The sequence below is a fragment of the Actinoplanes sp. NPDC051346 genome, assembly GCF_040682215.1.
GTDB lineage: Bacteria > Actinomycetota > Actinomycetes > Mycobacteriales > Micromonosporaceae > Actinoplanes.
In genome coordinates this window covers 1-11,212 of sequence record NZ_JBFBAJ010000022.1, presented here as the reverse complement: position 1 = coordinate 11,212, position 11,212 = coordinate 1, and the positions used below count along the sequence as shown (strand labels likewise).

The 11,212-nt window shown below is 68.2% G+C and carries 10 protein-coding genes; 7 read left to right on the top strand and 3 right to left on the bottom strand.

What is annotated here, in order from left to right; genetic code table 11:
• Positions 1-47 precede the first annotated feature (47 nt).
• Both AB0M36_RS35175 and AB0M36_RS35170 read left to right on the top strand, forming a co-directional pair.
• Positions 48-1,085 (top strand): medium chain dehydrogenase/reductase family protein, encoded by a 1,038-nt coding sequence (locus AB0M36_RS35175; RefSeq protein WP_364166639.1) that lies wholly within the window; start codon positions 48-50, stop codon positions 1,083-1,085.
• A gap of 48 nt (positions 1,086-1,133) precedes the next feature.
• Positions 1,134-1,820, top strand: coding sequence for a hypothetical protein (locus AB0M36_RS35170; protein WP_364166637.1), 687 nt, complete (start codon positions 1,134-1,136; stop codon positions 1,818-1,820).
• Here the strand turns inward: AB0M36_RS35170 and AB0M36_RS35165 are convergent.
• Positions 1,817-2,776: a sigma-70 family RNA polymerase sigma factor gene (locus AB0M36_RS35165; protein ID WP_364166636.1), complete on the bottom strand. Its 960-nt coding sequence runs from the start codon at positions 2,774-2,776 to the stop codon at positions 1,817-1,819. The genes AB0M36_RS35170 and AB0M36_RS35165 overlap by 4 nt on opposite strands.
• A 90-nt stretch (positions 2,777-2,866) precedes the next feature.
• On the opposite strand from AB0M36_RS35165, the gene AB0M36_RS35160 reads away from it, so the two are divergent.
• From AB0M36_RS35160 to sthA, 5 genes are all read left to right on the top strand, one after another.
• Entirely contained in the window at positions 2,867-3,703 is an 837-nt protein-coding gene (locus AB0M36_RS35160) for an alpha/beta hydrolase (RefSeq protein WP_364166634.1), read from the top strand.
• A 51-nt stretch (positions 3,704-3,754) separates the two neighbouring features.
• The gene (locus tag AB0M36_RS35155; RefSeq protein WP_364166633.1) at positions 3,755-4,123 is read left to right on the top strand and encodes a hypothetical protein; all 369 of its coding nucleotides are present in this window, start codon (positions 3,755-3,757) and stop codon (positions 4,121-4,123) included.
• A gap of 2 nt (positions 4,124-4,125) precedes the next feature.
• Entirely contained in the window at positions 4,126-6,168 is a 2,043-nt protein-coding gene (locus AB0M36_RS35150; protein ID WP_364166631.1) for a CHAT domain-containing protein, read from the top strand.
• A 245-nt stretch (positions 6,169-6,413) separates the two neighbouring features.
• On the top strand, positions 6,414-6,917 hold the full coding sequence (locus AB0M36_RS35145) for a hypothetical protein (protein ID WP_364166629.1): 504 nt from the start codon (positions 6,414-6,416) through the stop codon (positions 6,915-6,917).
• Between the two features lie 34 nt (positions 6,918-6,951).
• The gene (gene sthA / locus AB0M36_RS35140) at positions 6,952-8,355 is read left to right on the top strand and encodes a Si-specific NAD(P)(+) transhydrogenase (RefSeq protein ID WP_364166627.1); all 1,404 of its coding nucleotides are present in this window, start codon (positions 6,952-6,954) and stop codon (positions 8,353-8,355) included.
• Here the strand turns inward: sthA and AB0M36_RS35135 are convergent.
• Together AB0M36_RS35135 and AB0M36_RS35130 are read right to left on the bottom strand one after the other, a co-directional pair.
• Positions 8,352-9,206, bottom strand: coding sequence for a bifunctional helix-turn-helix transcriptional regulator/GNAT family N-acetyltransferase (locus AB0M36_RS35135; RefSeq protein WP_364166626.1), 855 nt, complete (start codon positions 9,204-9,206; stop codon positions 8,352-8,354). The genes sthA and AB0M36_RS35135 overlap by 4 nt on opposite strands.
• Before the next feature lie 546 nt (positions 9,207-9,752).
• The gene (locus AB0M36_RS35130) at positions 9,753-10,580 is read right to left on the bottom strand and encodes a hypothetical protein (RefSeq protein ID WP_364166625.1); all 828 of its coding nucleotides are present in this window, start codon (positions 10,578-10,580) and stop codon (positions 9,753-9,755) included.
• Positions 10,581-11,212: the final 632 nt, after the last annotated feature.

Here is an 11,212-nt window from a genome sequence, read left to right as displayed (position 1 = left end):
GAGCCTCTAACCAAGGCGAGATGCAGTAGCGACAAGGAGATGGTGAAATGACGAAGGCGATGATCGAGCAGCGGACCGAGATCGTGCTCCCGGGCGTGGTGGCCCCCGAGGGTCTGCAGGTGCACAAGACGACGATCCCGACGCCCGGCGCGGGACAGGCGGTGGTGCGGATGGAGGCCACCGGGGTGTCCTTCGCGGAGCAGCAGATGCGCCGGGGCCGCTACTACGACCAGCCGCCGTTCCCGTTCGTGCCCGGCTACGACATGGTCGGCGTCGTCCACTCCGTCGGCGACGACGGCGACCCCGCGTTGGTGGGTCAGCGCGTCGCGGTGCTGACCAAGGTGGGTGCCTGGGCCAGTCACGTGCTCGTGGAGGCGGCCGACATGGTGCCGGTGCCCACCGGCCTGAGGCCGGTCGAGGCGGCGACCGTCGTGATCAACGGCATCACGGCCTGGCAGATGCTGCACCGCAAGGCGCGCATCCGGGCCGGCCAGACGATCCTGGTGCACGGCGCGAACGGTGGCGTCGGCTCCACCCTGGTGCAGCTCGCCCGCCTCGCCGGCGTACGGGTCATCGGCACCGCCTCCCCGCGCCACCACCAGAGCCTGCGCGCCCTTGGCGTCACCCCGATCGACTACCGCACCGACGTGGCGGCCGCCGTGCGTCAGCTCGTCCCCGGCGGCGTCGACGCGGTCTTCGACCACCTCGGCGCGGACAGCGTGCCCCACTCGTGGCGCCTGCTCGCCCGCGGCGGGACCCTGGTTGCCTACGGCAGTGCCGCCACCCGGGACGACGAAGGCTCCAAGCAGCTGCCCGTGCTCAAGATCCTCGGCCGGGTGTGGGCGTGGAACGCGCTGCCGAACGGCCGGCGTGCCTACTTCTACAACGTCTGGGCCGGCCGCGGCCTGGCCAAGCGGCGCTTCCAGGACCGGCTGCGCCACGACCTCACCCAGGTCCTGAACGCCATGGCCGAGCTTCGCATCACCGCACAGGTCGCCGCCACGTTCCCGCTCCCCCAGGCCGCCGAGGCGCTGCGCCTGGCCGAGTCCGGCACCGTGGCCGGAAAAATCATCCTCACCGCCTGATCACCCCTCGTACCCTTGCCGAGCGATGATCGACGGAAGGAGCGGCCCATGGGTACGTGGATGGCAACGATTCAGTTCCCCGACGGCAGCCGCAAGTACCTGCGATACAGCACCAATGTGGAGGAAATGTTCAATCCGGTCTACTCGCAGTCGTGCCCGCTCAACGGCACACTGCCGGACGGGGAGCACTGCTACCGAGCAACCCCCATCGGCGAACCGGACCCCTCCTACCCGGATACGCCGCTCGGGCCGCTGGACGACATCATCCCGGTGGTGGTCACCACGGATTCCGACCCCCATGAGTGGCATGCCCTGTTCAGCCCTCGACATGGCATGGTGCTCGGCCCGAGGTCGCCGTTCCACAGTCGCGAGACGCAGGAGACCTACGAACTGATCGCCGACGACGCCGGAGTCCGGCACCTGTGCGAGTTCGCCATCACGGAGGACCGCCCCGGGCTGATGAGGCCGAACAGCATCTGCGAGCTGCTGCTGACCGGCCCTCCGCTGCCGTACTACAAAGAGCCGTACTGGCTCGTCGATTTCCATCCGGAGCTGGCCAGCGAGGACATCCCCTACATCGACCTGTACGCCCAATGGGGCAGCCCCGACCTGTGCCGTACCTGTCTGGTCGACCTCCTGCTCAACCCGCCACGACCTGAGCCGACAACGAAGCCGGAACCGTCCTCGCCGCCGCCACAGCCGCGGCACTGGCTAAGCCGCCTGTTCAAGCGCTAGCCCGACAACTGGGCCGGCAGCCCGAAGAGCGGGAACAGGCGAGCAGTGTCGAGGAAGTTGGTGACCCCCGCGATCCGCCCGGCTGACACCTCCAGCACGATCAGCGCCCACGGGTCGTGCCCGGGACCGTCGAGGCGGGGCCGGTACTGCCCGAAGGCCGGAAGGCCATTGGCCACCACCGGCACGAGCCGGGAACCACGACAGCCCCCGCCCGTCCCGGCCATCCAGGTGGCGATGTCGTCGTGGCCACGCAGCCACAGCGGCAGTGGCGGCATCGACAGCGTCGCGTCCTCGTGCAGCAGCGCCGTCAACGCCGTCAGGTCGTACGCCTCGAACGCCGTCACATAGCGGTTGAGGAGCGCCCGTTGCTCGTCGTCCAGCGGCCGGTGCACGTCGGCGTCCGTGTCGACGGAAGCGATCGTGGCGCGGGCCCGCTGGAGGGCGCTGTTGACGCCGACGACCGACATGTCGAGCAGGTCGGCCACCTCCTGCGCCGACCAGGCGAGCACCTCACGCAGGATGAGCACGGCCCGCTGCCGCGGCGGAAGGTGTTGCAGCGCGGCGACGAACGCCAGCCGGATCGATTCGCGGCCGGCGACGACTTCCGCCGGGTCGGCGCGTTCGGGCAGCACCCTGGCGTCCGGCACCGGCCCCACCCAGATCTCGTCGGGACGCGGCTCGCCCGCGCCGGTCGCCCCGCCGGACCCGGCCGGGCCGAGGTCCATCGGCCGGACCCGCCGCTGGGCGCTGTCCAGCATGGTCAGGCAGACGTTCGTCGCGATCCGGTACAGCCAGGACCGCAGCGCGGAGCGCCCCTCGAAGCTGTCGAGCCCTCGCCAGGCCCGGACCAGGGCATCCTGGACGGCGTCCTCGGCCTCGAAGGCGGACCCCAGCATGCGGTAGCAGTATCCGGTCAGCTCCGGCCGATAGGCCTCGAGCTCCGCCACATCAGTCACAGGAAAAAAATAGCTCCAGGAGCGATGAGTTCGCGGCGCCCGCCCGGTCTACCACTGCGTCAGACCGCACCAAGCACACGAGGAGTCGTCATGACCGCCACCCAGGGCCAGTACGCCACCGTCAACGGGATCACCCTCTACTACGAGACGCACGGGACCGGACACCCGATGGTCCTGCTGCACGGCGGCCTCGGCTCCGGTGAGATGTTCGGCCCGCTCATCGACACCTTCGCCGAGCGCCACCAGGTCATCCTGGTCGACCTGCAGGGCCATGGCCGCACCGCCGATATCGACCGGCCGCTGGACATCCGGTCGATGGCCGACGACATCGCCGCGCTCATCGACCACCTGGAGCTGCGGAAGCCGGACGTGGTCGGCTACTCGCTCGGCGGTGGCGTGGCACTCCTGGTCGCGATCCGGCACCCGGACAAGGTCGGCCGCCTGGTCACCGCGTCGGCGGGCATCCGCCGCGACGCCACCTATCCGGAGATCCTCGAGCAGCAGGGCCAGGTGTCCGCCGCCGCCGCTGACTTCATGAAGGACACCCCGATGTACGAGCTCTACCAGCGGGTGGCGCCCCGGCCCGAGGACTTCCCGCGGCTGCTCGACAAGATCGGTGAGGCGATGGCGAAGGACTACGACTTCACCGACGAGGTGCGCGGCCTGCGGGTCCCGACGCTGGTGATGGGCGCCGACGCCGACCTGGTGCCGCCGAGCCACTTCGTGGAGATCTTCCGGCTGCTGGACGGCGGCATCCGCGACGGCGGCTGGATGGGCGAGGGCCGGCCGAAGGGCGGCCACGCCCTGGCGATCCTGCCCGGAGTCACGCACTACAACCTCTTCATGTCGCCGTTGTTCGCCTCGACGACGCTCGCCTTCCTCGATCAGGAGCCCGTCACGCAGAGCGGCCAGACGACAGCGGAGTGAATACCTGAACGACGGATTGTCCGAAGGGTACGGAACGGCAAACCATGGTCCATGACCTTCATCGAGTGGGGTGCATTCTTCTTCGGCGTCGTCATCGGCTGGAACACCTACTTCATCAACCGCTATCGCGGCTCCGTCAAGCTCCTCGACCTGCTGTCGTTGGTCGGCGCGGTTGGCGGAGGCGCGATACTGGCGCTCTTCCCCGAGCAGACGACCCTCTTCGCGGCGTACGGAATCGGGCTCTTCACCGGCTTCACGGTCTACTTCCTGCTGCTCGTGGTCTTCATCCTGACGCAGCGTAAGAACGGGTGGACCCTGGCCTACTTCCTGGACGGCCGAAGGCCCGCCCTCGCCGACAACCAGGAGAGCGACGGCTCCCATCCGATGCTGGGCCGGGGCGGCGTGCAGGGTGGCCGCTGATCGTGTCCGTGCTGACCGACCTGCTCGACTTCGTCGCCAACCTGCCGCCGTCGCTCCTGCTGCTGGTTCCGTTCTCCTACCTCGCGGTCGGGCTGGTCCAGGTGCTACGGCGCCAGGAACGCCGCGGTGAACCGCTGGGGAGCGCCCAGCCACGTCTGTCCTTCGAGGAGGACGACGAGGAGGATTACTACTACGAACAGCCCCCGACGCGAGTCCGGGTCGTCAGCACCGGCTTCGCCCAGACCTGGGCGTCGGAGGATCCCTTGCCGGCCGATCTGCCGCTCGAGGGCGGCCGCTACCTGTTCTGGCTGGCGGTCGGACCGTCCGCGCTCCCAGGGAACATCGATGACCTCGCCGCGCCGCTGATGTTGCCCGACGACGCGTCGGCCGGCGAGGTCATCCACGTCGTGCTCTTCGACTACCGGGGAGAGCTCGGGGTGACGCCCGGAGCGGACGTCGGCCGTCTCATCCTGCGCGCCGACGGCGGAATGGACGTAAAGCAGCCCACGCACGAATTCCGCTCCGACGATCGGCTGCTCTTTCCGGTGCACGTGCCGGAGACCCCGGGGATCTACCGGCTCCGGTGCAACATCTACTGCCGAAATACCCTGCTCCAGTCCCGGGTAGTGCAGGTCACCGTCGCTCTCGCGGGCGTACGCCAGCGCGATGCCCTGCGTACGACGCTCGACTACGTGACCGACTCGACCCTCGATCCGGCCGCCCTGGCCCGCATCCCACCGTTGCGCCTGTCGGTCTTCGCCAACAGCAACGACGACGGCACCCACAGCTTCCGGTTCTTCGGCGAATCCACCGTCAAGGCCACGACAATGGTCTCCGCCGGAGAGGTGGAGGAGTTCCTCGGCCGGGTACGCCGGACTCTGTCGTGGGTGGCCTGGGGCAACACCGAGGGCTGGCAGGAGGGCACTCCCTTCAAGTATCTGAATCCGGGACACACCCCCACGTTTGAGAGCGATCTCAAGGAACTGGCCCTCGCCGGTTATCTGATGTGGACGGCGGTCATCGGAGGAGTGGCCGCCACCGCGGATGGCCTGCCGGAAGACGACGACAACTCGCCGATCCTCGCCCTGCAAGAAGTCATGCGTCGGCCCGGGCTGGTCGAGTTCGCCAACAAGGTCAAGGCGTCCTACACCGTGCCGGCCGCGCTGCTCTACGACTTCGACCTCGACACCGGCGTGCCGTGGCCCTCCTGGAGGGTGTGCGAGCACGCGCTGGCCGCGATCGACGCGCAAGCCGACCTGGCGAGTCATGCCTGTTTCCGCGGCGAGACGACCCACGCGGAAACGGTGGTGTGCCCGGCCGGATTTTGGGGCTTCCGGCACGGCGTGACGCTCCCGCAGTCGATAGGCGGGGGAAGCACCAAGCCCTACATCGAGGTGGCCGACGACCTGCGCGCCATCCTGGGTGTGGCGGACGTCTTCATCGGCCCGCACACCGCCTGGGTGCTCGAGGTGTTGAAAGGGCTCGGCTCGGTGGCCGGCTTCCAGGACCGCGATCAACTGCTGTCCGCGCTCCGCGATCGCCACCGCTCGCCGCATTTCGTGTACTTCTACTGTCACGGCACCGAAGCGAACGGCGTGCCCGCCCTCCAGGTGGGTTCGGAGGAGTCCGCGGGTATCGACTATGCCCAACTCTCCAACGGCAAGGTCTTCTGGAAGGGCAGCAGGCCCCTGGTCTTTCTCAACGGCTGCCGCACGGCCGCGGTCCAGCCCAAGTACGCCATGAATTTCGTCGAGGCCTTCATCCAGCGGGCGCGGGCTTCCGGAGTGATAGGCACCGAAATCATCACCGACGAGAGTCTCGGTGCTCGTTTCGGCCAGCATTTCCTCGAGAATTTCCTGATTCTCCGCGCGCCCGTGGCCGACGCCATGCGCTCGGCCAGGCTGAGCCTGCTCACGGAACGGGATCCGTTGGGCATGGCCTTTGTCGCCTATGCCCCGCCGCAGCTTCGCCTCGTCCGGCACGACGACTCCTGCCCCTGCGGGTCGAGGCGCATCTTCGGCGCCTGCTGTGCCGACCTCGCGTAGCGGCGGGTTTTACCAGGCAGGAGGGGTTGCCGCTGCCAACTCGCGGGATTGTCCTTCGTCCGGGTGGCGCCGGGTGGGGGGTGCATACCGGACGTTCGGCTGAGCCGCCTCGGCGCTCCGGGCATTTCGCCGCATGGCCGGGTGAATCCACTGGTGGTGGCTCGACGGAGCGTGTCACGGTGGGTGTCGTGACCAGGGTGACGTGGGATTTCACAAAGGAACAGACCGACGCGGGGTGGCGCTCGATGTCTTTGCTCGCCCGCCTCGTGCACCGCGGCGGGCACCCCGCCGCGGTGACGCCGACCATCGCGCTCCAGCCGGACGAGGCAGAGTACGGCGCCTTTCCCGTCGACGTACTCGCCTATTTCTCCGCCGATGTGGACTACTCGAGCGGAATCTTCGCCAGCGGCGGCTATTTCTTCACGAGCAACGGCAGCGGCGCGAGAACCCGGGCGGGTTGGCGGCACGAGGGACGGCAGGGCGCGACCATCACCAGCCAGCGACTCGTGCTGCGCGAAAAGAACGGTGAGCAGGCGTACGATTTCCGCTCGCTGATTCTGATCCAGCCCAACCCGCTCGACTGGTCGGTCAACCTCTACTTCCAGGGCGCCCAGCCGATGATGCTGCGCAGCCCCTGGGTGCCGTGGATGACCGTGGTGATGTCTGCCGAGTTGTACGGCTCGCCGTGGCCGCCCGGGCACGTCCCCGACTCGGACATGCCGATCAAGGCATTGTGCGAGAAGCCGTAGCGCGAGGGGTGCAAGTCCTGCGACGCTGAGCCTTGTGAACGACTACGACCTGGTAGTCCTGGGCTCGGGGCCCAGCGGGCAGAAGGCGGCCATCGCCGCGGCCAAACTCGGCAAGCGGGTCGGCATCGTCGACCGCCGCGACATGATCGGCGGGGTGTGCATCAACACCGGCACGGTCCCGTCCAAGACGCTGCGCGAGGCCGTGCTCTACCTGACCGGCCTGAGCCAACGAGATCTGTACGGCAGCAGCTACCGCGTCAAAGACGAGATCACCGTCTCCGACCTGGCCGCACGGACCCAGCACGTGATCAGCCGCCAGACCGACGTGATCCGCAACCAGCTCGCCCGCAACCGGGTCGCGATGATCACGGGCACGGGCCGGTTCGCCGACGCGCACTCCATCTGGGTCGACGCCGGCGACGGCCGGGACAGCAAGATCCGCGCCGAAAAGATCATCATCGCCGCGGGAACCCGCCCGGCACGCCCGGAGAGCGTGGACTTCGACGACCGCACCATCGTCGACTCCGACGGCGTCATCAACCTCGAGGCCGTGCCGCGCAGCATGGTCGTCGTCGGCGCCGGCGTGATCGGCATGGAGTACGCCTCGCTCTTCGCCGCCCTCGGCACCAAGGTCACCGTGGTCGAGCGCCGCGACAAGATGCTCGACTTCTGCGACGAGGAAATCGTCGAATCCCTCAAGTACCACCTGCGAGACCTGTCGGTGACGTTCCGCTTCGGCGAAGAGGTCGCCTCGGTCGAAAGACACCAGACCGCCGCACTGTGCATCCTCAAGAGCGGCAAGAAGATCGTCGCCGACACTGTCATGTATTCCGCCGGCCGGCAGGGCCAAACCGACGACCTGGCCCTGGAAGCGGCCGGCCTCACCGCGGACCGTCGCGGCCGCATCGAAGTCGACGGCAATTACCGTACGGCGGTAGAAAACATCTACGCGGTCGGCGACGTCATCGGCTTCCCGGCCCTGGCCTCGACATCGATGGAGCAGGGCCGGCTGGCGGCCCACCACGCCTGCGGAGAACCGGCCCGCGACATGCACCAGCTCCAGCCGATCGGCATCTACACGATCCCGGAAATCAGCTTCGTCGGCGCGACGGAAGACGAACTGACCGACAAGTCGGCACCCTTCGAGGTGGGCATCGCCCGCTACCGCGAACTCGCCCGCGGCCAGATCGTCGGCGACTCGTACGGAATGTTGAAGCTCCTTGTCTCCCCCACCGACGGCCGCCTACTCGGCGTCCACGTCTTCGGCACCGGCGCCACCGAAATCGTGCACATCGGACAAGCGGTCATGGGCTGCGGCGGCACAGTCGACTACCTCGTCGACGCGGTCTTCAACTACCCCACCCTCGCCGAAGCCTACAAAGTCGCAGCCCTCGACGCCTCCAACAAGATCCGCAACATCACCCGCATCGACGGCTAAGCGGCCCCCTTCTCGAAGGCCACCTGGTTGTACGGCGAATCGTCATAGGGCTCGATCTCCCGATACCCACTGCTGCGATACAACGCGATCGCCTCGGTCAACGCCCGATGCGTGCCCAGCCGAATCATCGTGAACCCGTGCGCCGCCGCATCCGCCTCGATCTCCTGCAGGAGCCGGCGCCCCAACCCGATACCCCGCGCCCGCACGCCAACCCACAGATGCCGCACCTCGGCCACCTTCGGCCCGAGCCGCCGCCACGCCACGCAACCGACCGCCTCCCCCTCATCCCAGGCCACCAGCAGCGCCAACTGCCCCGGCGGCGTCAGCGTCGCAGCGTCGTACCCTTCCGGAAAGCGATCCGCGAGCTCATCCGCGTACGTCCGCAGACAGGCCCGCGCAATCCCGGAGGCATCGTCGACCCGCTGGATATCAACCGCGGCCAGCCGCAGCAGGCGCCGCACCTGATCCTGGGCGGCGACCAACCGCTCCCGCTGCACCACCGTCAGCGGACGCAACAACGCGTCAACAGCCTCCCGCGAACGAGCATCAAGATCGTCCAGCTCCTGAGCGCCGGCATCGGTCAGCTCAGCGACCCGCAGCCGGCGATCGTCCGGCTGCGGGTCGACCCGGATGAGCCCCTCGGCCTCCAGGGATCGCAGCAGCCGACTCAGGTATCCGGAATCGAGTCCGAGCCGAGCGCGGAGCTCGCGCACCTCGGCACCGGCGCCGATCTCAAAGAGAAGTCGCGCCTCGCCCAACGAACGACGCTGTCCGAGATATCGATCGGTCAGGACCCCGATGCGCCGGGTGTAATAGCGGTTGAAGTCCCTCACCAGCTCGACCTGGTCCATCACGCGACGGTAACAGATTCTCTGACTAAGGTCAGAAAATCGCCATCGTACGCCCAACCACCAGCCACTTAGGTCGACAAGCGCCACTCGGCACGCGCCGAACTCTCGCTTCCATGAGCGCGGGTACCCCCGTGTTCACTGGCATTCCTGCCCACGCGGGTGAGAACGGCGGACGGCTGGCGTCTCCCTAATCTGGGTGCACCCTTGGAAGCGCGCCCGCAGCCTCGTCATCGGCACGGCCAAGAACGGCGGGCCCGCGCGTCTCCGACCTCTCCGACCTCTCCGACCTCTCCGACCTCTCCGACCTCTCCGACCTCTCCGACCTCTCCGACCTCTCCGATTGGGAAGTCCAGTTGGCCTGGGGCAACCTGTCTGCGCTCGCGACCCTCGTCCGCAAGCGCGTCGGTAAGCCGCCCGTTGCCACACCCGCGGCCTCCGTCCACAGCCCCGTCCACAGGCGGTTTGTCGGATCTATCGCCCTTCCGACGCTGCCGACCCGGCCAGCACCCGTGCGCAGTGCACAACCCGCTGATGACTCAGTGGTAGTTATCCACGGGCGACGGTGAGGGACGAGACCCCCGAAGTGACGTCGATGGTGAAACGGTCCTTGGCCGACTCCCAGCTAGGCGGCACGAAGAGGAACCCGTTGGCAACACTCGACTGGCTCTGGCCCTCGATGGTGACATTCGCGGCCCCGTCCCGAGCAGCGACCCGAACGGGTGCGGTGCCAGCCAGGCGGACGGTAAGCAGGCTAGCCCCGCCGTTCACGGTCACCTTCTGCGTACCCGCAGCGGCCGGCAACGCCACCTCGGCCCGACTCGTGCCGGCGCTGAGATCGACGTCCCCGCCGAGCGTCCCTCCGGTGAGATCGACGGCCTCGTCGCTAGCACCGCCGGTGAGCCGCACCTGCCACCGAACGTCCCGCGCCAACAGCACGGTGACGATGGAAGGGCCGGCATTCCCGGTCTCTCCCAGTCGGGCGACCACGGAGGTCCCCTTCACATCGACAGTCGGCCGAACCTCCGAGCGGCTCGGGGCCGACACGTCGAACAGGTCCCCACCGAGGTCCGCGACACTCACCCGCACGGCATCAGCTCCGCTGGCAAGCTCGAAGGTATGCGGCTTGCTCGCATACCCGGCGCCACCTCGGACGGTCTGGTCGGGCTCGCTGGGTTCGGCCTGTCCGATGCCGGGAAGCCCCAACCCTGTTCCCGACCCCTGCCAGGTCGGAACCGGGGCGGGATCAGAGGAACCGCCATAGCCGGGAAGAACGTAGTCGGGCTGATGAGCCGGGTTGTAGTCCCGCCCACTGTCGTCGGCCATCGAGCAACCGGCCATCACGAGCACACCCGCCATCACGGCCGTCCGCAGCACCCGGACAATCATGGCCACCTATTACCCGACCCCTCGGTTGCCTACACGGCACGTCCCTTCAGGAAGGTCAACCTACGCCCTGCAAACCCGCGACGCCATGCCAGCCACCGAAGCAGCCACGCCAGCCCGCCGCAGCGCAGCAACAGCAGCAGCGCCCCCGCCGTCAGCCTGGACCCCCACGTCGACGCACGCCATCACCGACGTCAAGCCCGCCCCACCCAGCTCGGCCTAACCCAACGCGGTCCGACCCCAACACGGTCCGGCCTCAACACGGTCCGGCCTCAACACGGTCCGGCCTCAACACGGTCCGGCCTCAACACGGTCCGGCCTCAACACGGTCCGGCCTACGCACGTCCGGCCCGCCGCGTGACATCGTGCGCGACGAGCCCGCGCGGTCTCCAGGACGAATCCCCGGTCCACAGCTGGGACTGGGTGGTCGCCTGTTTGGGTGTGGAAATGAGGAAAGGCCGACCCGGGGGCGGGTCGGCCTCAGAAAACATGGGTGTGGATATAACGGAAACGCCCACCCCGACACGCGTGTCGGGGTGGGCGTTTCTTCACGTTAAGTCCGGCGGCGTCCTACTCTCCCACACCCTCCCGAGTGCAGTACCATCGGCGCTGGAGGGCTTAGC

Excerpts from the sequence above, each read along its gene's own strand:
- AB0M36_RS35155 (WP_364166633.1), top strand. The coding sequence starts at position 3,755 with ATGACCTTCATCGAGTGGGGTGCATTCTTCTTCGGCGTCGTCATCGGC.
- AB0M36_RS35135 (WP_364166626.1), bottom strand. The coding sequence starts at position 9,206 with ATGGACCAGGTCGAGCTGGTGAGGGACTTCAACCGCTATTACACCCGG.
- AB0M36_RS35170 (WP_364166637.1), top strand. The coding sequence starts at position 1,134 with ATGGGTACGTGGATGGCAACGATTCAGTTCCCCGACGGCAGCCGCAAG.
- AB0M36_RS35145 (WP_364166629.1), top strand. The coding sequence starts at position 6,414 with ATGTCTTTGCTCGCCCGCCTCGTGCACCGCGGCGGGCACCCCGCCGCG.
- AB0M36_RS35175 (WP_364166639.1), top strand. The coding sequence starts at position 48 with ATGACGAAGGCGATGATCGAGCAGCGGACCGAGATCGTGCTCCCGGGC.
- AB0M36_RS35160 (WP_364166634.1), top strand. The coding sequence starts at position 2,867 with ATGACCGCCACCCAGGGCCAGTACGCCACCGTCAACGGGATCACCCTC.